This is a genomic window from Rugosimonospora africana (genome assembly GCF_016862975.1).
In the GTDB taxonomy this organism is placed as follows: Bacteria; Actinomycetota; Actinomycetes; order Mycobacteriales; family Micromonosporaceae; genus Rugosimonospora; species Rugosimonospora africana.
In genome coordinates, this window is sequence record NZ_BONZ01000027.1 from 219,162 (window position 1) to 245,451 (window position 26,290).

General features: G+C 70.9%; 21 protein-coding genes. 7 read left to right on the forward strand and 14 right to left on the reverse strand.

Features of this window, described 5'->3' with window-relative positions; genetic code table 11:
• The first annotated feature begins 175 nt into the window (after nucleotides 1-175).
• Together Raf01_RS14530 and Raf01_RS14535 are read left to right on the forward strand one after the other, a co-directional pair.
• Nucleotides 176-1,222, forward strand: a complete 1,047-nt coding sequence (locus Raf01_RS14530) for an ABC transporter substrate-binding protein (protein WP_203918368.1) — start codon at nucleotides 176-178, stop codon at nucleotides 1,220-1,222.
• A gap of 18 nt (nucleotides 1,223-1,240) precedes the next feature.
• On the forward strand, nucleotides 1,241-2,065 hold the full coding sequence (locus Raf01_RS14535) for a class I SAM-dependent methyltransferase (protein WP_203918369.1): 825 nt from the start codon (nucleotides 1,241-1,243) through the stop codon (nucleotides 2,063-2,065).
• A gap of 115 nt (nucleotides 2,066-2,180) precedes the next feature.
• Here Raf01_RS14535 and Raf01_RS14540 read toward each other — a convergent pair whose 3' ends face one another.
• The 8 genes from Raf01_RS14540 to Raf01_RS14575 form a co-directional block, all read right to left on the reverse strand.
• Nucleotides 2,181-3,224 (reverse strand): alpha/beta hydrolase, encoded by a 1,044-nt coding sequence (locus Raf01_RS14540; RefSeq protein ID WP_203918370.1) that lies wholly within the window; start codon nucleotides 3,222-3,224, stop codon nucleotides 2,181-2,183.
• A 61-nt stretch (nucleotides 3,225-3,285) separates the two neighbouring features.
• Nucleotides 3,286-5,256: a hypothetical protein gene (locus Raf01_RS14545; RefSeq protein ID WP_203918371.1), complete on the reverse strand. Its 1,971-nt coding sequence runs from the start codon at nucleotides 5,254-5,256 to the stop codon at nucleotides 3,286-3,288.
• A gap of 36 nt (nucleotides 5,257-5,292) precedes the next feature.
• Complete coding sequence (locus Raf01_RS14550; protein ID WP_203918372.1) at nucleotides 5,293-6,540, reverse strand: alginate O-acetyltransferase AlgX-related protein; 1,248 nt, start codon at nucleotides 6,538-6,540, stop codon at nucleotides 5,293-5,295.
• A gap of 70 nt (nucleotides 6,541-6,610) precedes the next feature.
• Nucleotides 6,611-8,014, reverse strand: coding sequence for an MBOAT family O-acyltransferase (locus tag Raf01_RS14555; protein ID WP_203918373.1), 1,404 nt, complete (start codon nucleotides 8,012-8,014; stop codon nucleotides 6,611-6,613).
• A gap of 184 nt (nucleotides 8,015-8,198) precedes the next feature.
• Nucleotides 8,199-10,115, reverse strand: coding sequence for a pectate lyase-like domain-containing protein (locus Raf01_RS14560; protein ID WP_239133608.1), 1,917 nt, complete (start codon nucleotides 10,113-10,115; stop codon nucleotides 8,199-8,201).
• 318 nt (nucleotides 10,116-10,433) lie between these two features.
• Nucleotides 10,434-12,563 (reverse strand): cellulose binding domain-containing protein, encoded by a 2,130-nt coding sequence (locus Raf01_RS14565; RefSeq protein ID WP_203918374.1) that lies wholly within the window; start codon nucleotides 12,561-12,563, stop codon nucleotides 10,434-10,436.
• A 305-nt stretch (nucleotides 12,564-12,868) separates the two neighbouring features.
• Nucleotides 12,869-13,963, reverse strand: a complete 1,095-nt coding sequence (locus tag Raf01_RS14570; protein ID WP_203918375.1) for a Gfo/Idh/MocA family protein — start codon at nucleotides 13,961-13,963, stop codon at nucleotides 12,869-12,871.
• Nucleotides 13,960-14,703 (reverse strand): sugar phosphate isomerase/epimerase family protein, encoded by a 744-nt coding sequence (locus Raf01_RS14575; RefSeq protein WP_203918376.1) that lies wholly within the window; start codon nucleotides 14,701-14,703, stop codon nucleotides 13,960-13,962. Before Raf01_RS14575 ends, Raf01_RS14570 begins: the two co-directional genes overlap by 4 nt.
• Nucleotides 14,704-14,831: 128 nt before the next feature.
• On the opposite strand from Raf01_RS14575, the gene Raf01_RS14580 reads away from it, so the two are divergent.
• Together Raf01_RS14580 and Raf01_RS14585 are read left to right on the forward strand one after the other, a co-directional pair.
• Complete coding sequence (locus Raf01_RS14580) at nucleotides 14,832-16,061, forward strand: serine hydrolase domain-containing protein (RefSeq protein ID WP_203918377.1); 1,230 nt, start codon at nucleotides 14,832-14,834, stop codon at nucleotides 16,059-16,061.
• A gap of 62 nt (nucleotides 16,062-16,123) precedes the next feature.
• Entirely contained in the window at nucleotides 16,124-17,308 is a 1,185-nt protein-coding gene (locus Raf01_RS14585; protein ID WP_203918378.1) for a low temperature requirement protein A, read from the forward strand.
• A gap of 41 nt (nucleotides 17,309-17,349) precedes the next feature.
• Here Raf01_RS14585 and Raf01_RS14590 read toward each other — a convergent pair whose 3' ends face one another.
• Nucleotides 17,350-18,534 (reverse strand): low temperature requirement protein A, encoded by a 1,185-nt coding sequence (locus Raf01_RS14590; protein ID WP_203918379.1) that lies wholly within the window; start codon nucleotides 18,532-18,534, stop codon nucleotides 17,350-17,352.
• 222 nt (nucleotides 18,535-18,756) lie between these two features.
• Here Raf01_RS14590 and Raf01_RS14595 point away from each other — a divergent pair, with 222 nt between their 5' ends.
• Together Raf01_RS14595 and Raf01_RS14600 are read left to right on the forward strand one after the other, a co-directional pair.
• Nucleotides 18,757-19,233: a hypothetical protein gene (locus Raf01_RS14595; protein ID WP_203918380.1), complete on the forward strand. Its 477-nt coding sequence runs from the start codon at nucleotides 18,757-18,759 to the stop codon at nucleotides 19,231-19,233.
• Complete coding sequence (locus Raf01_RS14600) at nucleotides 19,233-19,535, forward strand: transcriptional regulator (RefSeq protein WP_203918381.1); 303 nt, start codon at nucleotides 19,233-19,235, stop codon at nucleotides 19,533-19,535. Before Raf01_RS14595 ends, Raf01_RS14600 begins: the two co-directional genes overlap by 1 nt.
• Nucleotides 19,536-19,571: 36 nt before the next feature.
• Here Raf01_RS14600 and Raf01_RS14605 read toward each other — a convergent pair whose 3' ends face one another.
• From Raf01_RS14605 to Raf01_RS14615, 3 genes are all read right to left on the reverse strand, one after another.
• On the reverse strand, nucleotides 19,572-21,092 hold the full coding sequence (locus tag Raf01_RS14605; protein ID WP_239133609.1) for an MFS transporter: 1,521 nt from the start codon (nucleotides 21,090-21,092) through the stop codon (nucleotides 19,572-19,574).
• A 61-nt stretch (nucleotides 21,093-21,153) separates the two neighbouring features.
• Nucleotides 21,154-22,995 carry an FAD-dependent monooxygenase gene (locus tag Raf01_RS14610; RefSeq protein WP_203918382.1) on the reverse strand — a complete coding sequence of 614 codons (1,842 nt, stop codon included), beginning with the start codon at nucleotides 22,993-22,995 and terminating at the stop codon, nucleotides 21,154-21,156.
• Nucleotides 22,992-23,570, reverse strand: coding sequence for a PadR family transcriptional regulator (locus Raf01_RS14615; protein WP_203918383.1), 579 nt, complete (start codon nucleotides 23,568-23,570; stop codon nucleotides 22,992-22,994). The genes Raf01_RS14610 and Raf01_RS14615 overlap by 4 nt, the downstream gene beginning before the upstream one ends.
• 171 nt (nucleotides 23,571-23,741) lie before the next feature.
• On the opposite strand from Raf01_RS14615, the gene Raf01_RS14620 reads away from it, so the two are divergent.
• The gene (locus Raf01_RS14620; protein ID WP_203918384.1) at nucleotides 23,742-23,963 is read left to right on the forward strand and encodes a hypothetical protein; all 222 of its coding nucleotides are present in this window, start codon (nucleotides 23,742-23,744) and stop codon (nucleotides 23,961-23,963) included.
• 63 nt (nucleotides 23,964-24,026) lie between these two features.
• On the opposite strand, the gene Raf01_RS14625 is transcribed toward Raf01_RS14620, so the two are convergent.
• A complete protein-coding gene (locus tag Raf01_RS14625) occupies nucleotides 24,027-25,133 on the reverse strand; it encodes a TFIIB-type zinc ribbon-containing protein (protein ID WP_203918385.1) in 1,107 nt (368 codons plus the stop codon).
• A gap of 7 nt (nucleotides 25,134-25,140) precedes the next feature.
• Nucleotides 25,141-26,265 carry an SPFH domain-containing protein gene (locus Raf01_RS14630; RefSeq protein ID WP_239133624.1) on the reverse strand — a complete coding sequence of 375 codons (1,125 nt, stop codon included), beginning with the start codon at nucleotides 26,263-26,265 and terminating at the stop codon, nucleotides 25,141-25,143.
• Nucleotides 26,266-26,290: the final 25 nt, after the last annotated feature.

A 26,290-nucleotide genomic window follows, 5' to 3' on the forward strand; every position in this document is an offset into this window, starting at 1 on the left:
GTGACGGTCCATACGATGAAGTGGAATCGCTTTATGCCAGGTCATCAGCCGTACGCCTATGCGGGTCCGGACATCTGTAGAGAAGCGGGCACCCAGCGTGTTGAGCGGCGAATGCCATCACCCTACACTGTGCTCCGAAAAACCCCAGACCCCTCCCCTGAAGGGACAACACGTCGTGAGACGTCTGCGCACAATCGCAACAGGATTCCTGGTCCTTGGGTTGATAGCCGGCTGCAGCAGCTCATCGAAGTCGGATGATGCCGCTGGCGGTGGGAAGAAGGGCCTCGACAAAGTCACCTACGTCACCGGACTCGGTTCGTTCGGTCGTGAAGCCTACGCGTGGTACGGCGTGGACAAGGGCTTCTTCAAGGCCGAGGGCATCGACCTGACGGTCGAGCCGGGCAAGGCCGGTGCCGCGAACCTCGCGCTCATCGAGAGCGGCAGGGCGCAGTTCGCCGCCATCGACTACTCGGGCGCGATCGTCGACTACGGCAAGAACACCGACACGAATTTCAAGATTGTCGATGCCATCAACCAGCGCACCACCGTGGCCATCATGACCCGGCAGAGCAGCAACGTCAGCGGCCCGGCCGACCTGATCGGCAAAAAGGTCGGTGTGCAGGCCGGCGCGGTGCCGCAGACGCTGTTCCCGGCGTACGCGCGGCTGGCCGGCCTGACCGACGCCCAGATCAAGCAGGTGCAGTTCGTCCCCGCGCAGAACCCGCAGCTGCTGCCGGGCCTCCTGGCGAGCAAGGCGACGGTCGGCATCGGCCAGTTCGTGGTCGGTCAGCCCGCCGTTCAGACCGCGCTGGGCAGCTCCGACAAGGTGAACGTGCTGCCGTACAGCAAGTACCTCGGTGACCTGTACGGCAACGTGCTGGTCGCCTCGAACAAGCTGGTCAGCTCGAACCCCGACCTGATCAAGCGGTTCAACCGGGCGTACAACAAGAGCCTCGCCGCGTCGCTCGACGACCCGGACGGCACCGCCGCCGTGCTGCAGAAGGCCGTGCAGGCGCCGCAGCCTGCCGCGGCGGCGGCGGCCGAGGTCAGGTTGTCGAAGCCGTACTGCGGCACCGGCGACGAGATCGGCACGATGGACGAGACGAAGGTCGCTCGTGGCATCGCCATCCTGCAGGGCGCCGGTCTGTTCGCCAACACCTTCGACCCGAGCAAGATGGTCGCGTTCGATCTCGTTCCCAAGGCCAGTACCGCCCAGGGCTGAGAAGGGAACTCGCCGTCGATGCGGGCCACGACTGAAAACTCGCGCTACGCGCTGAACAACCTCGGCGAATACGCGAACCAGCACCACGAGTCTCTTGCCGCCCTGCTCGACCCGGGCAGCAGGAGCCGAACGCTGGAGCTGCTCGGTGGGAGCCTGGAAGGAAAGACGTGTCTGGAGGTGGGGGCCGGCCACGGCAGTTTCGCGCTGTGGCTGGCCGACCAGGTGGGGCCTCAGGGCCAGGTCATCGCCATCGACCTTCGTCCGGAACGCATTCCCCAGCACGACCGCCTGACGTCGTTGCAACGTGACGTCACTCAGTTCGAACCCGTACCACAGGGACCGGCCGACTTCGTGCACACCCGGCTGACGCTGCAGCACATCCCGCAGCGCGAGGCCGTGTTGCACTGGCTGGTCTCCGACGAGGTCCTCAAGCCCGGTGGCGTGCTGCTGGTCGAGGACTGGGACGCGTCCCGCACCGACGTGGTGATGGACGCGCCGACCCCGGAGGACAGGGACCGCTTCAACCGGTTCCAGGACTTCATGGGCCGGGAAGTGTTCGCCGGCCGCGGCACCGACCGGACGTGGGCCCGACGGGTTCACGGAAGGATGGTGGCCGAGGGTCTCACCGACGTCCACACCGTCATGTCCGGGCAGTCCTGGATCGGCGGTGGCGCCGGCGGCCGGATGGTCGCGGCGAGCGTCTGGCAGACCTACTCGGTGCTGCTGGCCGCCGGGGCGTCGGAGGATGAGTTGCAGGGAATCATCGCGCTGCTGGATGACCCGCGACTCGTGCTCTCCAGCCACCTGTTGTATTCCACCGGCGGCACCAAGCCCGTCCGCTGAAGCCGGGTTCGTTGTAGGGCCTCGCCGGCCGGTCGACCACGCGGTCGGCCGGCCGGCGCCGGCCGTTGCGGCAGGCGGGCACCCTCCAGCCGCAACAGCAGCCCGGACAGCAGTGCTACAGGCGCGCGAGCGCGTTCAGCACGCTGGGCCAGGCGGTGCTGGTCGGATCGATGAGCGCGATGTGGTCCGCGCCGGGCAGCACGACCAGGTCGCATTCGGCGCCGGCCCGTTGCGCGTACCGGGTGCTCAATTCCAGCGGTACGTCGAGGTCGCCGGTACCGTGCAGCACCACCTGCGGTACTCCCAACGGCAACAGGTGTACCGGGCAGGCGACGTCGTACACGGCCGGGATCTCCTCGGGCCCGCCGCCGAGCAGTCCCCGTACGGCGCCGTCGCTCAACCCCAACTCGGCCGCCAGGCACAGGTCGGCGACGCCGGCGAGCGACACGGCCAGAACCGGCGCGACGCGGGGCGGTGCTCCCATTGCGGGCGGTGTTTCCGTTGCGGGCAGTGCTTTCGTTGTGGATCGGGCGTCCGCGTCGAGAGCGGTGCTGTCGATAGCGGTGCCGTTGAGAGCAATGCCGTTGAGAGCGGTGCCGTCGGGAGCAATGCCGTTGAGAGCGGTGCCGTTGAGAGCGGCGCTGCCCGCCAGCCGGTGCCGGCCGCAGGCCCAGAGCGCGAGGTGCCCGCCGGCCGAGTGCCCCACGGCGGCGATCCGGCTCAGGTCCAGCCGGTGCCGTCCGGCCAGGTCGGCCAGCGCGTCGAACGCCGCTGCCACGTCGAGGAACGTGCCGGGCCAGCCGCCGCCCGGCGAACCGACCCGCCGGTATTCGACGTTCCACACCGCGAACCCGCGCGAGGCGAGGTCGGCGGCCATCGCGTGCATCAGGTCAAGCCGGTACCGGTCGCGCCAGTATCCACCGTGGACGAGCACCACCACCGGTGCCGGGTGATTCGACCGGTCTGGCTCGGCGCGTCTGGCACCGCGCCGCGACCCAGACCAGTCGCCGTCGCGCGCGGCCGGCCACAGTTCGCCGAACTGGTTCGGATCAGGTCCATAGTGGACGGTCAGGTAGGCGTCCGGTCCGGTCGCGGTCAGCGCGGCCAGCTCCGGCGGATACCCGGGCGGCGCCGGCTCCCCGGGCGGTTCCTCGACCATGCGGCCGACTATATGCCAGCAGTGGAGATGTCGAGAGCGGAGATGCCAGCGGCCCGCCGGGTCACGCCTTGGCGCCGGACAGGTCGATCAGCTCGATGTGCTGTCGCGGGTTGGTGCGCTGCAGGTCCCGGATCAGCGTGGCGATCCGGGGGCTGGTGACCACGGCAACGATGGGTACGCCGATGCGCAGGATCATCGCGCGTACCGCCTCGTTCGACGCTCCGGGCAGGTGGCCGATGTAGAACCCGCGGGAGATCGGGGTGCCGGCGTTGCGTTCCAGCGCGGCGGCGAACAGCGACACCGAGTAGTTGGCGTACGCGTCGTCGCCCAGCAGCAGGGTGACTCCGGAGCCCGGGTGCTCCCGGTACCTCGCGACGAGGTCGGCGGCCATCACCCCCAGGCGGGTCGGCGCCAGCCGGTGGGACTGCCACGCCGTGCCCCAGTTGCCGTCGGCGCTGCCGGCTATCGGCCGGTACGGCGAGTCGCCGCGAACCAGCCCGAGCCCGGCCCCGATCGCGGCGGCCACCAGCAGGGAGGGCAGGGCCATGGCGAGCCGGGACCGGTGGGCGCGACGCACCGGCGCGGGCAGCAGCGTGACGAGCGAACCGAGGCCGACCAACAGCACCACCTGTGCGCCGTGCAACGACTTCTCGAAGTAGTACCCGGTGTGGCCGGTGGTCACCTTCTGGTAGGCGCCGAGCAGGAGCACGTAACCCAGCAGGCTCACGGCCGACCAGCGGTACAGGCGCCACACCACCGGGCAGCGCCCGGTCGGGCCGAACACCCCCGCGGCGACCAGCAGGGCCAGCGCGATGAGCGCCGCCCGGCTGTTGTGGAACGCGGCCGCGGTCTTCAACGACTCGGTCTGGCCGCCGCCCAGCACGCCGAGGCTCAGCGGCAGCAGGGCGAGCACGCCGGTCGAGAGGGCGACGGCCGCGGTGAAGGCGGGATGCGGCAGACGGCGCCGGCGCAGCACCAGCCACACCACGGCGGCCAGCCCCATGCCGGGCAGGAACAGGTAGTACGTGAACCCGAGCGCGACCAGCAGGCTGCCCACCAGCAGCAACTGGGTACGTCTCCCGGCGACCGGCCGGGCCAGCACCGCGATCAGCCCGGCCACCAACGCCAGACCGGCGATCTCGCTCGGGTACCCGTCGACGAAGTCGGCCGTCAGCTCACCCTTCACGCACAGCGCCGACAGCAGCACGACAACCGGAAGCCAACGCCACGCGGTCGCCAGCAGCCGGCCGCCGATCCACCGGGCACCCCACAGGATCGACAGCGTCATCAGGGCGTACCCGGCGACGTGGAAGCCGATCAGGTGATTGAACGCGGTGACCCCGGACGAGTCGTGATGCGGCAGGTACCCGTCGAGCAGGGCGCTGACGAAGTGGAAACCCTGCGGGTACCGGATCATGCCGGAGTACACGTACCGGCGGGCCTGCCCGTCGTGCAGGAACAGGTACCCGCCGACCTGACGGATGCCGTCGAACACGGTGACGTGCCGGGTCAGGTCCTCACCGGCCATCGCCAGCGCGATCCGGCCGGCGAGGTTGGCCCGCAGGTACGGCATGGCCAGGTAGGCCGCGACGGCGGCGGTCGCGGCCACGGTGACGACGTCGGCGATCGCCGGGCGGGGCAGTGCCGGCCGCCGGCCTGACACCGTGCCGAGCACGGCGAGCACGGTCAGCGCCACACCGGCGACCGGCACCGGCGCCAGCCCCCACGGCCAGACCGACAGCAGCAGTCCGGCCCCGCAGGCGGTCCCCAGCAACAGGAACAGCGCCAGCATCAGCCGGTCGAGCAGGGTGCGCCCGGCACGCAGCAGGCTCGCCGTGACGATCAGGACGAGCGGGGGAAGCAGGAGGTCGGCGCCGAGCAGGTGCGCCGCGGTGGCCACCGCCCACCCGCCGGCGACGAGCGCGAGCAGCACTTCGGGCCGCAAGCGGCGCTCGGACCGGCGGTGGCGGGAGGTGGGCGACCGGGTCACGGTCAGCCGCTGGGTCTTCTGGGAGGTCACGGTGCTGGTCACGGGCGGTGCCTCTCGGTGCGGTGCTTTCTACTGCGATCAGGGATGCGCCGTCGGCGCGGGCAGGTGGGCGGCGAGCGCGTCGAGCATCGGAGCGACCAGGAGCGGCACGGCGCCGCCCTCGAACTCGCGCTGGACGGCTTCCACGACGACGGTCCGCGCGCCGAGGATCAGCCGCGCGGTCGCGGCCGGATCGGCCAGCGCCAGGTCCCAGTGCACGAACGTCAGGTCGGTGAAGAACGGCGCCAGCACGGCCATCGACTCCTCGGTGAAGGAGTCGCCGAGGATCAGCGTCGGCGTCCGGTCCAGTGGCGCACCGGTCGTGGTGGCGGTGCTGTGCCCCGCCGGGTACCCCTGCCGGGGCTGGCTCACCCGATGCACGGTGACGCCGTCGCGGCGGACCTGCACGGCGGGCGCCCGCTCGGTCTTCGGCATCCCGATCATCTTGGTCAGATCGGTGGTCTTGATCTGCGAGCCGCTCGTGGTGAACGTCGTCGAGTCGAGCACGGCCGGGTCGAGGCGGGACATCAGGGTGCGGGCGTAGGCCGCCGTGGCGGCCGGGGCCCAGTGGGTGTCGGTGGTGTAGTACGCGTGCCCCTGCTGCTTCGCGACCGACGCGATCGGGGCGTTCAGGTCGAGGTACCCGGCCGGGGGAGCGGCGCCGATCTGGTCCCAGAACGCCCGTCCAGCCGCCTCGGCGCACGCCCGCGACGGGTAATCCCGGGGCAGCATCGCCGTCTCGATGGTGCTCTTGTCCGGCGGTACGGTCACCACGAACTCGCGACCCAGGCCGGTGATCAGCCGGCCCAGCCGGTCCAGCTGCCCGAGGGTGGCCTGCAGCGGCTGGGCCGGCGCGCACCTGCGCTCCATGTCCTCCCGGTAGAACAGCCACCCGTCGCGACCGGCGAGCACGGCCTGGGAGCCGGAGTCCCGGGTGGACAGTTCGCGGAACACGTGTTCGGAGACCCAGCCGTTCGCGCGTACCGCGACGTCGCGCAACGGCAGGTGGTCCACCGCCCAGCCGTCCAGCCCGGGCAGGAACTGCCAGCCCTTCGCGGCGGACGGAAAGGGCCGCAGCGGCCGGTTCTCGATCCGGGTCGGCTGCACCCCGGCGAGCCGGGCGAAGGCGGGGCCGAAGAAGAACAGCACGGCCAGCGCGGCGGCGAGCACCGCACTGGGCCGAACCCGGCGGCGGTGGCGCAGGATCTGGCGCCGGGCCGGGTGGCGCCCGGACGGTCCGGCACGCTGCGCCTGCCGCGGCTGGTGGGTCTTCTCCGTCACCGTCATGTGTCGATGAACCCTTCGAATCGGGTGGGCGCCGCTGGGGACTGGTGGTCGCTGGAACTGGTGGTATTCGCTAGAACTGGTAGTAGAGGAAGGGGCTGAAGGTGCCGGCGGCGACCAGTACCGACACGTAGCCGATAGCCAGCACGCTGCACGCGTACCTGGCGGTCAGGGCGAGCCGGCCGGTACCGGAGCTGAGCAGGCGCCCCATCGCGAAGTGCCGGGGCAGCAGCACGACCGCGAGCCCGGCGCACAGCATGACGGCCGCCTGACGGCCGATGTCGGCGTCGACCAGCAGGGTGGAGGTGGCGGTCAGCCGCGGTACGGCCATCGCGTGCAGCATGCCGACGGCCTGGCCGACCGTGCCGGCCCGGAAGAACACCCAACCGACGACGACGAACAGCAGCGCCCCGGCCCGGCGGGCCACCACGTACCGGTCCGGGGCCAGCCGGGCCAGTCCGGTGACCCGTTCGACGATGAGCAGGACGCCGTGGTACAGCCCCCAGGCGAGGAACGTCCAGTTGGCGCCGTGCCAGATCCCGCACAGCACGAACACGATGACCAGGTTGCGGTACGTGCGCCCGGCCGACCCCTGGTTGCCGCCGAGCGGGATGTAGAGGTAGTCCCGGAACCACCGGGACAGCGACATGTGCCACCGCCGCCAGAAGTCGGTGATGGACACCGCGGAGTACGGCCGGTCGAAGTTCTCCGGCAACTGGAGGCCGAGCATGCGCCCCAGACCGATGGCCATGTCCGAGTACCCGGAGAAGTCGAAGTAGATCTGCACCGTGTACGCCAGCGCGCCGATCCACGCGGTACGCCAGTCCAGGGTTGCCGGGTCGGCGCCGAAGACGGCGTCGGCGATCGGCGCGATGGAGTCGGCGATGAGTACCTTCTTCGCCAGCCCCAGCGCGAAGCGCGGAAACCCGGCCGCCAGGTCGTCCACCTTGTTGCGTGAGGTCTGCGCGAGCTGGTCGGCTATCTCGTGGTACCGGACGATCGGGCCGGAGATGAGTTGCGGGAACATCGCGATGTACATGGCGAACGCCACCGGACTGCGCTGCGGGGCGCGGCTGCCCCGGTACACGTCGATGAGGTAGCTCAGCCCGTGGAAGGTGAAGAACGAGATGCCGATCGGCAGCGCGATGCGCAGCGCCGGTACCTGCGCGAAGACGTGGTGCAACTGCGCGCTCGCGAACGCGACGTACTTCCACACCGCGAGGACGGCCAACTGCGCCACGATCGCGGCGACCAGCACGGTCCTGCGCCGGCGGTCACGCGCGAGTGCCAGTCCGGCGAGGTAGTTGCACAGGATCGAGGCGGCGAGCAGCAGGACGAACGACCCGGCACCCCAGATGTAGAAGACGAGGCTCGCCGACGCGATCAGCCCGTTACGGCAGCGCCCGGGCAGCAGCCAGTAGAGGCCGAGGACCGCCGGAAGGAAGAACCAGAGGAAGGTCGGCGAGGCGAACGACACAACGACTCAACGGACCAGCCCAGGGCGAAGACACGGGCGCGTGTTCGGGGCGGCGCCGGTCGCGTGGCCGGCTCGCGTTCGCGGCGTGGCGGCGGCGCGGAAGGCCCGGGATGTCCATTCTGGACTCGTCCATTCTGGACACAGCCGGTTCTGGACATCCCGGGGCCGGTGAGCCTGTCGCGGATCAGGGGTAGCTGACCACGGTGCTCGTACCGAACGAGCCGACGGTCGCGGTACCCGCGTCGTCGATGGTGCGCTCGATGCCACCGCTGCCGCTGAGGAACACCGAGATCAGGTTGTGGAAGCGGACACCGGAGCGCGTCGGTACCTCGATCGCCCGATCGGCCCGGATGTCGACGCCCTGGTTGAAGAAGCAATACACACCCAGGCCCCACGCCTCGTGGGTCTTCACCTTCGAACCCACCTTGTAGGACGCCCACCCGTTGCCGGTCGGGCTGGTCCACGCCTGCTGGCTCGGCGGGTCGTAGGGCATCTCACTCTGGTAGAAGATGGTCCGGCCGTGCTCGCCGTTCCAGACGGTCTGGTACTTCTGGTGGTGCTCGACGAACAGGCCGTACGCGGTGACGTTGTCGCCGTTGATGACGGCACCGGTGTCCGAGGTGTTCTGGGTCCAGCCGACTCCGTTGCCGTGGTCGGCGCGCCAGACCCAGATGTTGTCGATGATCGTGTCGTCGCTGTTGACGGCGAGGCTCGTCTTCGCCCGGCCGAGCCACGGGCCGCCGATGCGGAAGAACACGTCCTGCACCGAAATTGGGTTGTGCGAGTGTCGCCGGTGGCCGGGGCCGGTACCGATCTCCACGAGTGTGTCGGAGACGCGCGCCCCGGCGTCGATGAGCACACCGGCGACGCGTACCCCGTCGACGTCCGCGACCCGCAGCGCGGCGGTGCCCCGGTCGGGGGTGAGGCTGGGCATGCCGAGGCCCAGTACGACGGTGTTCTTGTGGGTCACCAGCAGCGGCGCCTCCAAGTGGTACACGCCCGGGGTGAGCAGCAGGTGCCTGCCGAGCGCGAGAGCCAAGTTGATCTTCAGTGCGCTGTCGGTCGGCTTGGCGATGTAGAAGTCGTCGATGGACAGCGAGGAGCCCCGTGCCGGCCCGGCGGACCACGTGGTACCCGCGCTGTCGTGGCGCAGCTCGGGCAGGAACACCCGGTACCGGCCGGCGGAGTCGAGGTACAGGAAGGGCTTCTCCCGGGTGACCGGGCTGGTGGGCAATGTGGTGTAGGTGGGGTTCGGGAAGCTTTCGCCCGGTGCGCCGGTCACGCCGGAGAACACCTGGTTCCAGACGCCGTTGCTCCACCCGCCGCCGAACTCGCTGTCCCGCGTGAGCCACTGCTGCTGGGAGCCGTTGATGACCAGCCCGTCGACTTTCGAGTCGGCGATGTACCCGCCGCTGGAGAAGCCGCCGTTGCCGGGCTCCAGCAGCAGGATCCCGCGGATGTGTACCCGGCGCAGCGGCGACGCCTGCGACACGGCCCACTGGTCCAGGCCGCCGTCCGGGGTCACGGACAGGTTCTCCGCCGAGCGCCAGAAGTTGATGAGTGCCGAGATGCCGGCCGCCGAGGTCGGGTCGGGCTGGCCGACGACCCGTACCGCGCCGTGGATGTCGACGTCGTCCGGTGACTGGCCCAGCCCGGCGACCGTGGTGTAGTAGCCGAGGTTCGCGTTGACCGTGTATGTGCCGGGCTTGAACAGCACCGCGTACCGTGCGGTACCCATCTCGTTGCCCGCCTGCTGCGCGAACAGCTCGTCGAACTTCGCCTGGATCTGCGCGGAAGGGGTGGTCGGGTCGTACACGAAGACGTTCGGCCCGAAGTCCGGCTCGTGGCTGTGGTTCGAGCCGGAGTGCCCGGGGCCGGAATGGTCGGGGACGGCTCGTGCGGTGCCGGGTGCGGCGTTGGCGATGCCGGGCACGGCCGCGAGCCCCGCCGCGGTCACGGAGGCCGCGGAGGCGGCGAACGCGATCAGGCGCCGCCGGCTGACGCCGTGGCCGGTGCCCGCGCTGGCTGTGCCCGCACTGGCTGTGCCGTCTCTGTCTGTGTCGTCGTTGCCCGCGTCGTCTCTGTCGTGGAGCGTTCTCATGCGACCTACCTATCGGGGACGGTGGCGAGACGTCCGCGCCACGGAGAGCGCTCTCTCCGTGGCGCCGACTTGTGTCAAGCCGTAAAGGAAGGGGTCGATGTGTTTGTACCCCGTCGACCCCGCTTCGCGCTAGGCCCTGTCCTGTCGATCTGGTCGACGCCTGGGCCCGCCGCAGGCCGGCAGATGATCGGCAGGACAGGGCCTACCCCCGTCTGGCCGATCTCGCCCATCCCCGTCGGCCGACCCCTGTGGGCGTGCAGGCGCGGGCGCCCACCTCGGCGGGCGCCCGCGTCGGGCTGGCTCGGTCGTCGGTGCGGGTCAGCTGCTGGTGCAGACCGTCCCGTTGAGCGTGAACACGCCGGGCGGCACGTTCGGCCCGGTGTACCCGGCCACGAAGCCCACGTTCGTGGTGCCGCCGCCGGCCGCCAGGTTCGGTGTCCCACCGGCACTGGTCACGGTGACCGTGGTGCCGGTCTGCGTCCACGTCCCGTTCCAGCCGCCGTTCATGCTCTGCAGGCTGGTCGGCCAGGAGAAGGTGAGCGTCCAGCCGTTGATCGGGATGGTTCCCGTGTTCGTGATGTCGACGCTGGCCACGTAGCCGCTTCCCCAGTCGCCGGTGTCGACGTAGTGCACCGCACAGGTGCTGGTGGCCGGGGTACCGGTGGCGAAGGTCAGCGGCGGCGACGCCCATGACACCGCGCCGGAGGTGTCCCGGGTCAGCACGTTGACGGTGTACCGGGTGCCCGGGTTGAGGTTGTACACCGTCAGCGACGTACCGGACGTCTCGCCCAACTCCTCGCTGGTGGTGCCGTTCTGGCGGTACACCTCGTACTTGGCGATCGGGTGGCCGCCGGCCGTGGCGGCCGGCCAGGTGATGGTGGCGGTCCGGTCGCTGACCGCACCGGCCACCGGGATGCCGGGCGCGCCCGGTGCGCCGGCGCGCACCGCCGAGGGGTGCAGAACGAGCAGGGTCAGCGAGTACGGCGGCAGGGTCTGCGCGGTCGCGGTGCCGGTCTGGGCGCTCGCGATCGCGGTGGCTCCGTTGGTGAACGAGTAGACGGTCGGGGCGGCGCCCGATGGCGTGTAGCCGGCGTAGTCGATGGCCACCGGGTACGAGTTGGCCGGATCCTTGTTCACCAGCAGCACCGCCAGGTCGCCGTTGCGGCGGCGGGCCGCGTGCGCGCTCACCAGAGGCTGGTCGGTACCGGCCCGGATCAGCTGGTCGCCCGGATGTGCGAAGGTACCGAGCATCGACAGCGCATAGTACGGCGCGAACGGCGTGTTCATCGGCGGCTCACAGGTCGTCCCGTCGGCCGCACACGTCGCGCTCGACAGCAGGCCGAAGTCGCCGTAGTCGGTCTGTCCCTCCACAGTGGACACATTGCCGATCCCGTTGTGCACATCCCACCAGTCGACCGTGAACACCCCGTTCTCCCACAGGTCGGCGTAGGTGTCCGCGGCGAACAGCGCGCCGGGCTGGGTGTCCTCGCCGTAGCCCGTGTTCGTCTCGGTCAGCGAGATGCCGATGTTCCGCGCGTTCGGCCCGGCGTACCGGGCGATCTGGTCGCGGACGAGGTAGAGGGCGTCGTTCAACTGGTTCGGTTTGGTCAGCGCGTCGGCCGCGTTCGAGCCGCCCGGATACCAGTGCAGGATGACGAAGTCGATCGACGGGCCGGCGATGGACAGCACGGTCTGGTTCCAGGTGCTGGAGTCCCCGGCGGCGACCACGCCGTCCGGCCAGCCGGCCGGAGTGGTGAGCACCGCACCGACCTTGATGGTCGGGTCGACCGCCTTCATCGCGTTCGCGTACGCCACGACCTGGTTCGCGTACCCGGTCGGGCTCTTGTCGGCGTGGTTGTCCGCCTCCCAGGCGGAGCCGTAGTGCCCGTTGCCATACAGCTCGTTGCCGATCTCCCAGTACTTGGCGCCGTACCCCTTCGTCACGTTGGCGTACCGCACCCAGCCGGCGGCCTCGGCCGGGCTGCCGGTGCCGTAGTTGGCGATGATGATCGGCTGCGCGCCGACCCGGCGCACCGATCCCATGAACGTGTCGAAGTCGGTGTCCGGGGCGACGTAGCCACCGGGCGCGGTGTTGTCCTGCCAGTGATAGATGTCGGCGTACGATCCGCCCGGGTACCTGATCATTTGTACCCCGGCCGATTTCAGCAGATCGGAGACGCCGGTGGTACCGAGTTGGCTGTCCCAGACGGCGTCGTTGACGCCCAGGGCGGTGTCGGCCACGGTGGCCAGCGCGGCTCTGGTGTTGACGGTGACGGCGACGGGCGCCGTTCCAGCGGCGGTGTGGGCCGCCGGGTTGGCGATGGCGGCATGGGCCGCCGGGTCGGGGGCGGCGGCATGCGCCGCCGGCTCCAGGATGCCGGCGAGCCCGCCGGCGGCCAGGAGCGCGGCCGTCGCCAGGCAGGCACGGCGATGCGCGGGTGTCCTCATCGGACGCTCCAATCGACAGGGAGGGTCGGCGGCGCCGCGTGCCGGTGGGTGGTGAGTGGACACCGGTGGTGGTGGCCGCGGCGGGGCACTGACCCGAGGGAGGGCGGGGGAGAGCGCCGAAGAGGGGTCGGGACGAGTGTTTCCCGGCCACGCTGAAGCGGCGCACGGCTCGGCTCCCGGGGCGATCGTACGGAAGGGTTTCCGCGCGTTCAAGGAGCGGCCGTGCGCCGATCGGTTGTCGTCGTCGTTGACGGTCTGTCGGGATGGGCTACGGGTGGCGGGTTGGCGCGCCGCCACCGGACGGCTCAGAGCGTGCGTTCGCGCGGATCCCAGTCCTCCGGCAGCGGTGCCGGGGTCGGGAACTCGCCGTGTACCGTGACGAATTCCCCGCGCTCGGCGGACTGCGCCACCGCCGCCATCACCTCCACCACGTGCAGCGCGGCGGCGGCGTCGGCCCGGTGCGGGGTGCCGGTGCGGATGGCCCGCGCCAGGTCCAGCACGCCCATGCCCCGCCCCACACTCGCCCCGCGGGTCTCCACCGGCGTCCAGTCGTCGTCGCCGGCCCGGCGCAGCGACAGCGGGCCGTCGAACCGGTTCGGGTCGGGCACACTCAGCGTGGCCTCGGTGCCGGTGATCTCCAGGAAGCCCTGCCGGGACAGCGGCGAGTCGAAGCTGAAGATGCTCGTCGCGGACTGCCCGCCGCGGTACTCCATCAGGCACGACACGTGTGTCGGCACCTCGACCGCGAACTCGGTGCCGGCCCGCGGCCCGGATCCGATCACCCGCGTGCCGAACGCCTGCCCGGCGGTCGCGGCCACCCGGGTCACCGGCCCGAACACCGCGGCCAGCGCGGTCAGGTAGTAGGGCCCGAGGTCGAACAGCGGGCCGGCGCCTTGCTGGAACAGGAACTCCGGGCTCGGGTGCCAGCGCTGCGGCCCCGGGCCCTGCAGGAGGGTGAGCGCGGTCCGCGGGTCGCCGATCCCGCCCTGGCCGATGAACCGGATCGCGCTCTGCAGGCCGGCGCCGAGGAAGGTGTCGGGCGCGGCACCCACCCGTACGCCCGCCTCGGCGGCCGCGGCGAGCAGCCGGGCCCCGCTGTCCGGGTCGAGGGCGAGCGGCTTCTCGCTGTACACGTGCTTGCCGAGGGCGATCGCGGCGGCGGACACCTCGACGTGCGCGGCCGGGATGGTCAGGTTCACCACCAGTTCGACGTCGGGGTGTCGCAGCGCGAGTTCGGGCTCGCCGGCCGTCGGCACCCCGTACTGTCCGGCGACCGCCTTGGCCCGTTCGGTGTCGAGGTCGGCGCAGACCAGGACGCGCACGTCCGGGAACGTGGTCAGGTTGCGTAGGTACTCGTGGCTGATGGTGCCGCAGCCGACGATCGCGACTCCGACGCTCACGCCTGCTTCTCCAGACCGCTCACGTACTGGTACGACTCGTCCAGCGCGGTGAGCATGTCGGTGGCGCACCGGTCCAGCTCCACCACCCGCCAGGCGTCGGCCGGGGCGGCCGCCAGGATGTCCGGGATCGGCAGGGTGCCGGCGCCGACCGCGGTCATCGGGTCATCCCGGTTGACCGCCGGCCCGTCCTTCACGTGCAGGTACTCCACCCGGTCGCCGAGCCTGGCCAGCAGGTCGGGGACGTCCACGCCGCCGACCGCCGCCCAGTACACGTCGACCTCCAGGAAGACCTCGCTGGACAGTTGGTCGGCCAGCACCTCCAGGGCGGGCCGGCCGTCCACCTTCGAGGCCAGCTCCCAGTGGTGGTTGTGATATCCGAGCCGGAGCCCGTGCCCGGCGGCCCAGGCCGCGGTGTCGTTGAGCCGTCGCGCGGTGCGGGCGACGCCGTCGGAGTCGGCGAACTCCTCGGCCGGGATGGCCGGCACGATCACCGTGTCGATGCCGATGACGGCGGCGGCCGAGGCGACCTGCTCGCGCGCGTCGGTGAGCACCGGGGCGTGGGTGGAGCAGACGGCCAGCCCGGTCTCGTCGAGCAGGGCCCGGAAGCCTTCGGGATCGTGTGCCGGGTCGTACGGCTCGACCATCCGGTAACCGATGTCGGCGAGCCGCCGCAGCGTCCCCCCGCGGTCGGCCGTCAACTGCTCACGGACCGAGTACAACTGCACAGCGATTGGCTTCATGGGCCTCGACGCTATGAACTTTTTTTCAAGCTGTCAATGAAACTGATCGCAATGAAAAAAGCTGTGAGGAGGACTGCGGGCTACCATCCGGTAGCTGATCGACTCCACCCCCTGAGGAGTACCCGACGATGCTGCCCCCCACCGCCGATCCCGGCGCCCTCGGCTTCGATCCGCGGCGCCTCGCACGCATCGACGCGCACTTCGCCCGCTACGTCGACGATGGCCTGCTGCCGGGCTGGCAGGTCGTGGTGACCAGGCGGGGCGAGGTCGTGCACGCCTCGACCTACGGACAGCGTGACCGCGAGGCCGGCCTGCCGGTCGCCGACGACACGCTGTGGCGCATCTACTCCATGACGAAGCCGCTGACCAGTGTCGCAGCGATGGCGCTGTGGGAGGAGGGGCGCTTCGAGCTGACCGACGAGGTGAGCCGGTTCATCCCGTCGTTCGCCGATCCGCGGGTCTACCAGAAGGGCAGTGCGCTGCACCCGTTCACCGTTCCGGCGATCGAACCGGTGCGCGTGTGGCACCTGCTGACCCACACCTCCGGCCTGACGTACGGGTTCATGCACACCTCGGTGGTCGACGCGCTGTACCGGCGGGCCGGCTTCGACACCGCCCCGCGGCCGGACCTCGACCTGGCCGGCCTCTGCGACGCGTGGGCCTCGCTGCCCCTGCAGTTCCAGCCGGGCAGCGCCTGGGGTTACTCGGTGGCCACCGACGTGCTGGGCCGGGTCATCGAGGTGGTCACCGGCCAGTCGCTGGACGCCGTCATCAGCGAGCGGATCCTGCGGCCGCTGGGGATGACCGACACCCGGTGGTGGGTGGAGCCGTCCGAGGCGGAGCGGCTGGCCGCGCTGTACGCGCCCGGCCCGGGTACCGGCACGGCGGTGCGGTACGACGTGCTGGGCCAGTACGCGCTCGCCGCCCCGCCCGCGCTCACCGGCGGCGGGGGCCTGGTGTCGACCGCCGCCGACTATCACCGCTTCACCCAGATGCTGCTGCGCGGCGGGGAGCTTGACGGGCAGCGGATCCTGGGCACCCGGACCCTGCGCTACATGACCCGCAACCACCTGCCCGGCGGGCGCGACCTCGCCGCCCTGAGCACCGGCGGCTTCGCCGAGACGACCCTGGACGGGATCGGCTTCGGGCTCGGGTTCGCCGTGGTCGGCGACCCGGTGCCGATCAAGACCCTGGCCAGCCCGGGAGAGTACTACTGGGGCGGCATGGCGAGCACCCTGTTCTGGGTCGACCCGGCCGAGGAGCTGACCGCGATGCTGTTCACCCAGCTGATGCCGTCGGGTACCCATCCGCTGCGCCCGCAGCTGCACCAGCTCGTGTACTCCGCGCTGGTGGATTGACCGCCGGCCCGGCCGCCCCCGCCTCCGCCAATGGTACAAAGGGGGCGTAGGAGGCCGGGCCAGTGACGACCAGCAGGGTGCCGAGCGTTCTGCGCAAGCAAGGCGACCCGGAGCCTCCGACCTTCCTGGAGCTGTTCTTCGACCTGGTCTACATCTTCACGTTCCGCCGGCTCGCGCACCAACTGGACCAGAGCTTCACCGCGGTCGGCATGCTGCGGGTGGCCGTGCTGCTCCTGGCCACCTGGTGGATCTGGGAACTGATGGTCTGGCTGACCGACCTGTTCGATCCGCGCCAGCCGTACATCCAGTTCCTCATCATCCTGGCCATGTTCGGCAGCCTGGTGATGGCGCTCGTCGTACCGTCGGCGTTCGGCGGCTCGGGGTGGATCTTCGTGGTCGCGTACCTCGGGATCATCTTCACCCGGGCGGCCGTGCTGATCACGCTCACCCGGGGCAGCCCGGTCCAGGCCAGGAGCGTGCGGCTCGCGTTCTGGTTCGGCGTGACCGGGTTCGCCTGGTTCGCCGGCGCGTTCGTGCCCGACGCGACGGTACGGCTGGTGCTCTGGGCGATCGCCGTGACCACCGACTACACGGCGGCCAGCATCGGCTGGATCACCCCGCGACTCGGCCGCACCAGCCTGGAGAGCCGGATCTTCACCGGGGTACACGTATCCGAGCGACACCGGCAGATCTTCATCATCGCGCTGGGCGAGGTGATCCTGTCCAACGGGCTCAAGTTCACCAGCACCCGCTTCGAATCCGGCCAGTGGGCCACGCTGGTGACCGCGTTCATGGCGGTCGTGCTGCTCTTCCTGATCTACGCGCGGCAGTCCCGGAGGCTGCTGGCGCCCCCCGCCCTGTGGTCGATGGACCGGGTCGGCCCGGGCATCGTCACCGCGTACGCGCATCTGATCATGGTTGCCGGCGTGGTCGCTCTCTCGGCCAGCGATGCCTTTGTCGCCCTGCGGCCGGTCGGAGACCTGAGTACGGTCGAGGCTCTGGCCGTCGTCGCGGGCCCGGCGCTGGTCCTGTTCGGCACCTTCCTGTTCGAGCGCGCGGTCAGCGGCCAGATTCTCTGGTCCCGGCCGATCGCGATCGTGGTCCTGCTCGGCGTCGCGCCGTGGATCGATCCGCAGCCGGCGCTGGTTCCGGCGATCGGAGCCGACGTGGTGCTGGCCGGGGTGTTCGCCTCGGACATCGTGTTCAGGCAGCGGTGGACCCGGTCCCGCGCGGGCAGCCTCACCTGACCCGGCGTTCCCGGCTCTCCCGGCGGTTTCCGCACGCGGCGTCAGCCGATCGGGGGCGGTGTCGGACGGGGCGGGTACGCCCGAACCGCGATCAGGTTGGCCACCGCGACGCCGAGCAGGGTGAGCGTGCCCGCGACGGCGACCAGGAGCGGCGGCATGAGGTGGACCGCGGAACCCAGGGCGCCCAGCACGGCCAGCCCCGCCGGGCGTGACCAGGACATCCTGCTGAACACGGTGTAGTCGAGCAGGCCGCGACCGATGAGGAACACGGCCGGTCCGCCGAGGATGACCACACCCCAGGAGGTCGGCGTGTCGCCGTACGGCCGGCGGATGACGAGCTGGGCGTCGACCGAGGTGATGATCACGCCGCCCACCATGACCACGTGTGAGACCGCGGCGAACTGCGTGTACCGCGACCGGTGGGTGGCCGTGGCGATGGCGTTGGTGAGCATCCCGCCGGCCTGGTGGATGTAGATCCGCCACATCATGGTCGTGGTCACGAACGTGGCGGCGAACGCCGCCCCCCGACCGATCGTGAACGGGTGCCTGCCGAGCGCGGTCGCGGTCTCGAAGATCGCGACCCCGAACGCGATGATGAGGAACTGCCGGTAGCGTTCCGACACCCGCTCGCCGGCCAGCCGCCACTCGGTGACCGGAGGGTGGATCCGCCGGCGGGTGGGAAAACCGAGCGAGGCCCCGGTGTACTCCAGGACGATCGCGATCGCCCACAACACCCAGCGGACGGTACCGCCGAGGAGAGCGCCGGTGAGCCAGAGCGGGGCCGAGGTGCAGAACCAGGACATGATCCGGACGCTGCGCCGGCGCGGCTCCGGGTCTCTCAACAGGACAATGTAATAGAGGCTCGACGCGAAGTGGATGCTCAGGTAGGCCACCGCGAACACCAGCCCGCGGTTGCCGAACGCGCCGGGCACCGCGGCGGCCATCACCAGGCTGCCGAAGCTGACCGCGATGATCTGGGCCTGCACGGTCGGGCGGTTCAGGTCGAAGGTGTCCGCCGCCCACGCGGTCAGCGCCCAGATCAGGCTGAAGCCCATCAGCAGGATCACGGTCTGGCCGGCACTGGCCCAGGTCAGATGATCGACCAGCTTCCGGGACAGGACGACCAGCGCCAGCAGGTAGACCAGGTCGAAGAACAGCTCCAGGAATTCGGGACGGCGCGGGCCCGCGTCGCTGTCGCGAGCCTCCGCGTCGCCCTCCACCGTCATCGACTCACCATTTCCCCCGGATTGTCCCTTCTAGCAGGCGTACCACACGGGGCGGTGCCCGGCGGCGGGCTGGACCAAGCGGGCCGGGGCGAGCGGGCTGGGGTCGAGCGGGCTGGGTTGGTCCCGTATCGCCGACCCCGGCGCCTGGTGACTTTCCTCTGAGGAAAGGAGGCGCTATTCTTTCCTCTCAGGAAAGTAGCAGGGCGACCAAGGAGCCAACTCATGCTTCCCCGTGACGCGCAGGACTCGCTCGACACCATCCACCGCCTACAGGACCGGAGCATCGACGAGTACGTCGACCACGGCTTCGCCCGCCGGTACGTGCTGCCGTCGGCGCTGATGGTGTTCGTCGCGTTCGCCTCGTTCGACCTGCCCGGCCCATGGAACACCTTCGCCATCGCGCTCGGGCTCGGCCTGGCGGCGATGGTCTGTGTCAGCTGGCAGCGACAGGCCCGCGTCCACCGGAGGCCCACCGGCTTGGAGCAGCTCTACTACCTCGGGGCGGGGATCGTCTTCCTGGTCGCCTGCGTGGCGTTCCAGGTCGCCGCGGCGGTCGCCGCCGTGAAACTCGGCATGCCCGCGCATCACACGGTCGCCGCGGCCGCGACGGCTCTCATGGTCGTGGCGACCGCTTACCCGGCTCGGAAGGCGCTCAGGGCAGTCGCCCGTCACGCGGTCGCGGAAGACGCAGACCGCTGATGGATCCGGACTTCGACGAATTCCTGCACGTCCCGGCCCGGCTGTCGATCCTCGCGCTGCTGGCCCCGGCCGACCGGGTGGACTTCGGTTTCCTGCGGGACACGATCGGGACCAGTGACTCCGCTCTGTCCAAACACCTCTCCGCACTGGTCAGTGCCGGGTACGTCGCCATGAGCAAGGATCGCGACAGGGGTGTGCGGCGTACCCACGTGACCCTCACCCCGCAGGGCCGGCGGGCATTCCGGCGACACGCCGCCGCCCTCGAACGAATCGTCGCCACCTCACGCCTGGCCGACGGGTAGTCCCCGGCTCAGGCGTCGTCAGGGCCGGCCGGCGGCTCACTCCGACCGGTCGGACCGCTCCAGGCGCTCGCCGGCGGTGGGTTCGGCGCCGGCTCTCGGGGCGGGCGCCGGACGGGTCGGTGCCCGCTGCGCGGGTACCGGACGCCGGGCCGCACCTCCGCCGATCACCTCGCCGGCGTCACCCGGCATCCGCAGCGCCGCCACCATACCGGCGAAGATGAGCGCCGCCACCAGGCCCAGCGCCACCCGGTACGGCACCACGTCGCCCGGCCGGACGCCGGGCAGCGCCTGGCCGAGCCGCAGGCACAGCGCGCCGACCGCGACGCCGAGCCCGGTGGCCAGTTGCTGGACGGTCGAGGCCAGGGTGTTGGCGTGGCTCATCCGGTCGGCCTCGACGTCGGCGAAGGCGATGGTGTTGTACGCCGTGAACCCGAGCGAGCGGAACACGCCGCTGGCGAACAGCACCACCAGCATGGCGCCGAACGGCCAGCCGGGGGTGAGCAGGGCGCACCCGACGATGGTGAGCGTGGCGGCCAGCCCGGACGCGACGAGGATCGGCCGGAACCCGAACCGCCGCAACAGCGGCGTGGTGAACGGCTTGATGCCGATGTTGCCGAAGAACACGAACACCACGGCCAGCCCGGACTTGACCGGCGACCAGCCGAAGCCGTCCTGGAACATCAGCGGCAGCAGGAACGGTACGGCGTTGATGGCGATGCGGAACACCGATCCGCTCGCGTGCGCCAGGCGGAACGTGGCGACCCGGAAGACCGACAGGTCCAGCAGCGGGGTGCCGGTACGCAGCAGGTGCCACACGGCCAGCACGCCGGCCGCGAGCGCGACGGCGCCGAGTACGGCGACCCGCCCGACCGGGATGCGCTGGTTGCTCAGTACCGCGGCCCCGTACACCACGCACGCCAGGCACAGTGCGCTGAACACGAAGCCGGGCCAGTCGAGCCGCCGGCCGTTCCCGCCCCGGATGTCGGGTACCACCCGCAGCGCGAAACCCAGTGCCAGAGCGCCCAGCGGCACGTTGACGAGGAAAATCCAGTGCCAGGACAGGTACGAGCTCAGCAGACCGCCCAGTGCCGGCGCGACGACGGGTGCGGCCAGCGCCGGCCAGGTGAGGTACGCGATCGCCCGGATGAGCTGGGCTTTCTCGGTCGACCGCAGCACCACGAGCCGGCCGACCGGTACCATCATCGCCCCACCCACGCCCTGCACCACCCGCATCACCGCGAGCATCGGCAGGTTCACGGCCGCGGCGCACAGCGCCGAGGCGACGGTGAACACCACGATGGCCGCGGTGAACACGGGCCGGGCGCCCCACCGGTCGGCGAGCCAGCCGGACAGCGGGATGAACACGGCGAGGGTGAGCAGGTATGCGGTCATGGCCACGCCGATGTCCGCCGACGCCACCCCGAACGAGCGGGCCATGCTCGGCGCCGCCGTCGCGATGATGGTGCCGTCCAGCATCTCCATGAAGAAGGCGCCGGCGACGAGCAGGGCGAGCGGCCGGTGTACGCCGCCGGGAACGGGCGAGGCGGTGGAGGACACGGGGGACAGTACCACCGGCCGGGTCGCCGGTTACCGTTGTGCGAATCGGCTCACACCCGCGTCAGCGGTCCGCGCCCGGCCCGCGACGGGTCCGGGTCGTCGCGCGGCGCCGAGCCGGACCCGTCGAACCGGTGGGTGTGCCGAGCCAGGCGCGAAGCGCGTGACGCAGCGCCTCGACGCCGCCACCGGATCCCGGACCGGTGCCGCCGTTGCCGGGGTCGTCGGCGGTGGCTACCCAGGCGACGTGCCCGTCCGGGCGCAGCAGCATGGCGGCCACGTCCGGGCACCGTTCGGACCGGGCGGTGTGAATGGCGAGCCGCGGTTGCCACGCCGCCGCCCCGGCGCGCAGGTCCGGCCGGTCGGCGAGGTCGAGGAGCACCGGCCGGCCACCGGAGAGCAGCCGGGCGACGGTGGTACTCGCGGCTGTAGGTTCGGTGTGGGCTGTGGGTTTTGTGCCGTCTGTGGCCGGGGTCAGGGTCAGGTTCGGCGCCATCCGGCCGAGCCAGTGATGGGTGTCGTGGCTGCCGGCGTGGCCGTCGGCGCCCGGCATCGGGTACCGGGTACCCACGCCGGTGACCCGCTCGGCGAGGTAGGTGGCCGCCGCCGGTACCCCGAGGACGTCGGCGAACAGCCGGCGCAGCGCCTCCCAGCCGTCATGGCTCCCGGCAAGGTCGCCGCCGGCGAGCAGAACCTGCGCCCGCGTGTCGCGCAGCAGCCGCTCGCCGGCGGCGTGCCGCTCCGCGTGATAGCTGTCCAGCAGATCCTCCGGTGCCCAGCCGTGCACCGTGGCGGCGAGTTTCCAGCCGAGGTTCACCGCGTCGTCCAAAGCGACGTTGACGCCGATCGCGCCGGCCGGTGGATGGATGTGCGCCGCGTCGCCGGCCAGCAGCACGCGTCCGGCGACGTACCGCTCCGCCTGGCGGGCGGCGTCGCTGAAACGGGTCAGCCAGCGCGGTTCGGTCAGTTCGACGTGGCGGCCCAGCGCCCGGTCGACGGTCGCTTGGAGATGCGGCAGCGTGACCGGCGCGTCGCGGTCGGCCGGCGGCTCGGGCTCGGCGGTGATGACCCGGACGTAGCCGGGCCGGGGGATGACGAAGACCGAACCGGCCGCGGTCACCGTCGGGCCGAAGGGCAGTGCCGCGGGGTCGGCGAGACAGACGTCGCCGAGCAGGGTGTACCGGGTGGCCGCGGTACCCGGGAAGGCGATCCCGGCGAGCTTGCGCACGGTACTGCGGCCGCCGTCGCAACCGACCAGGTACCGGGCGCGCAGCCGGCCGGGCCTATCGTGTCCTCTGGCGGAGTCGTGTCCTCTGGCGGAGTCGTGTCCTTTGGCGGAGTCGTGCGCGCAGGTGGATTCGACGACCGCGGTCACTCCGTTGGCGTCCTGGCTCAGGTCGGTGAGCCGGATGCCCCGGTGCATCGATGCGCCCAGTTCGCTGGCGCGCTCCGCCAGCAACTCCTCGACCCGGGTCTGCGCGATGCCGAGCACGTAGGGATGGTCGGTGTCCATAGTGGACAGATCGAGTGGCAGGTTCAGGCCGCTGAAGGTGGTCACCGGTACGGTCGGTCCCTCGGCCAGGAACCGGTCCGCGATGCCCCGGCGGTCCAGCAGGTCCAGGCTGCGCGCGTTGAGGTTGAAGCCGCGGCAGAATCCCGGCGGCCGCGCGTGCCGTTCGATGACGGTGGTACGCACGCCGGCCAGCACCAGTTCGCAGGCGAGCATGAGTCCGGCCGGCCCCGCGCCGACGATGAGGACGTCCGTGTCCGGGCTCGGACCGGTCGCGCCGTGGTGGGAGACGGCAGGCCCGGAGTCGGCTGGCCTGGAGTCGGCAGGCCTGGAGTCGGCTGGCCCGGAGACGGTTGGCCCGGAGACGGTTGGCCCGGAGACGGCGGGCGCGGTCATGCCGCCACCGGCCAGGCGAGCGTCCCGGAGTCGATGTCGGCAGCGACCTGCTCCACCCACGCCAACTCGGCCTCGATCATCCGCAGCGCGTACTCCAACTCCAACATGAACAGCCGCGGCGCCCGACCGGCGTCGACCACGTCGCGCCAGGCGGCCCGGGCCCGATCCGCCTCGGCGGCGAGGTGCCCAGCGCGCTCGGTCAGCGCTTCCCGCGCGGCCTGCCGGCCCAGCGCGCCGAGGTAGCTGATCGCCGAGATGAACTTCGGGTATTCCTTGGCCGGCACCCGGATCAGTTCGTCGAGCCAGGCGACGAACTGTTCGCGCCCCTGGCCGGTGTGGGTGTAGACGGTCCGTTCCGGTCGCCCGCCGACCCGCGCCGTCTCCTGGGCCGCGATCCAGCCCGCCCGCTCCAGCGAGCGCACCACGTCGTACAGCGAGCCGGTGGTGACTTTGAATGCCCGGTCCAGTTCGCGCTCGCGCAGCGTGGTCGCGATCGCGTGCGGGTGCATCGGTTGCTCCAGGAGGAGGCCGAGCACCGCGAGCGCCAGCGGGTTCGCCGGACGCTTCGGCTTCATGGTGGATTCCGTCTCCATCGCGACTCCAACGACTCGGATCCGATCAGTCGGATCCGAGTATGTGCGCGCGAGGTTCCCGGGTCAAGTCGCGGGGTCACGCGGATCGAGCGCCGCGCCGTCGGGGGCTGCTACCGTTCCGGGGGAGAGGCCGGAATCGGTGGGGGAGCGGCGATGAACCAGTCGCACGTGGTTCTCGCAGTCCAGGTGGTCCTGGTGGCCGCGCTGGCGGTGATCGTGGTCGCCGGCCTGTACCGGTTCCTTGCGTTCTGCCTGGCCGACCTCGACCGGGCGAGGGTGGTCCGATACCTGCCCCGCCAGACGTGGCGCCTGCTCATCGTGTTCTGGATCCCGTTCGGCGGGCTGCTGTATCTCCGGTACGGCCGGTTCCGCTAGGGCCTGATGGGGGCCGCGATCGCCCGGGCCGGGCCGCCCCCCACGACGACCCGGCCCGGGCGCTCAGCGCGATCGAACGAACCAGAAGACGACCAGGGCGACCACCAGCAGCGCGGCGAGGATCGCCACCGCGATCTTCATCGGGCTGTACGGCCGCTGCCCGATCACCTCACCGGTCCGCGCGTTGATCGTGACCTGGTAGGTCCGCCCGGCGTGCAGGTAACACACCAGCCACACCGGCAGCAGCATCAGCTTGAACGTGATGTTCGAGAACGTGGTGTGGACGGAGTCGACCCGCTGCTCGTCGCCGCCGATGTCCGCGCGGCAGTCGGAGCGGATGACCGGCTCGGTGCTGGCCTTCGCCGTCTCGAGGCCGGCGTCCGGCTCGACGTCGTAGCGCAGGGCGTCGTACCCGGCGAGGTACTCGGGCTGGAACGCGACCGCCTCCTTCAGCGGCCACGGTGACAACCGCTCCAGCATCCCGCCGTCGACGCGCCCGGTGCCGGGGACCAGCAGGTCGTCGAATTCCCGCTGGACGCGGCCGCTCGCGTGGTGCCACCGGGTCTTGCGTTCCTGCCGGGTCCGCGTCTGGGTCTGTCCGTTCACCGTCACGGTGTCGGTCACCGTCACCCAGTAGTGCTCGCCGCGCTGGCCGGTGTAGTCGGTCTCGGTGTGCGCGTCGTAGGTCCAGTGCGGCAGGTAGGTGCCCTTGAGCGACTCGGCCTCGGAGACCTTCTTCAGGCTCGACGGCGCGAACCATCGGGACTTCACCCAGCCGCGCAGCGCGGTGCGGACGCCGTTGCGGTCGACCGCGAACGGCAGGACCGCCTCGGGAACGATCTGGTGCCCGGCGGCGGGATCGGCGATGAGCGGTGAGCCACAGAACTGGCACCGTCCGGACAGCGCCTCGCTGTCGCTCGTCGCGCCGCACTTCTGGCACACCAGAACGTGGGCGGCGAGCGGGGCGCGCTCCTTCACGCGCAGCTCCGCCAACTCCTCGTACGGGTGCTCGCGGACGTCCCGGTCGATCGACGAGACCTGCTGCTCGTGGCCGCAGTACGGGCAGCGCAGCAACGCGGTACCGGGGACGAACTCGACTCGGGCGCCGCATCCGTCGCACGGATACGTCTGCGCGGTCTGCGACCGTTCGGCGGCTGGGTTCTCGGTCATCGGTGCCTCAGTCCTGCGCCGACGGCGCGGTCGCGGATCCCGGTTGCGGCGGCAGCGGCGGCGGGACGCTCCTCAGCACGTCGGCCAGCTCCGGTACCTGCTGGGCCTGCGCCCACTGGGCCATGCCGGCCCGCCAGACCAGGGTCGTCGGGGTGAGACGGGAAGCCAGCGCGGCGCGGTCGAACGGTCCCTGCCGTTCGGAACCGACGCCGACGAACCACTGCTCCTCGGTGGGCAGCGGGGGAGGCACCGCCGCGCCACCGGCCGCCGGCGCGGCGCCCTGACCGCCCGTCGCGCCGGTGATGAGGCGCTGCCCGGCGGCCATGCCCAGGCCCAGCCCGAAGCCTTCGCCCGCGCCGCCGCCCGGGTTGTTCGCGGCGTCCTCGATGGCATTCGCGGTCTGGAACTGCGTGTACCGGTCGAGGTCGCCCACGATGCCCATCTGGCTGCGCTTGTCCAGTGCCTCCTCGACCTCCGGCGGCACCGAGATGTTTTCGATGACGAGCTTGGGGATCTCGATGCCGATGTCGGCCAGGTCCTCGCTCAGCGTCCCGGCCAGCGTGAGGCCGATGGTGTCCTGGTGCGCGGCGAGATCCAGCAGCGGTATCCGGGCGGCGGCCAGTGCGGTGCCGAGCCGGCTCACGGTGATCTGCCGCAGGTATTCCTGGACCTCTTCGGTGCGGAACTGGGGGTCGGTGCCGACCAGCTCGGTCAACAGCTTCGAGGCGTCGACGACCCGGGCGGAGAACGCCCCGAACGCGCGCAGCCGCACCGCGCCGAACTCCGGGTCCCGGACGATCACCGGGTTCTGCGTGCCCCACTTGAGGTCGGTGAACTGGCGGGTGTTGATGAAGTAGACCTCGGCCTTGAACGGCGAGTGGAAGCCGTATTTCCAGCCCTTGAGCGTGGACAGGATCGGCACGTTCTGCGTTTCGAGAGTGTAGGTGCCGGGGGTGAAGGCGTCGGCGATGCTGCCCTCGTTGACGAACACCGCGACCTGTGACTCCCGCACGATGAGCTTCGCGCCCATCTTGATTTCGTTGTCGTACCGTGGGAAGCGCCACACGATGGTGTCTCTGCTGTCGTCGAGCCACTCGATGATGTCGATGATCTCGCCGCGGATCTTGTCCATCAGTCCCACCGCGCACCCCTTTCCA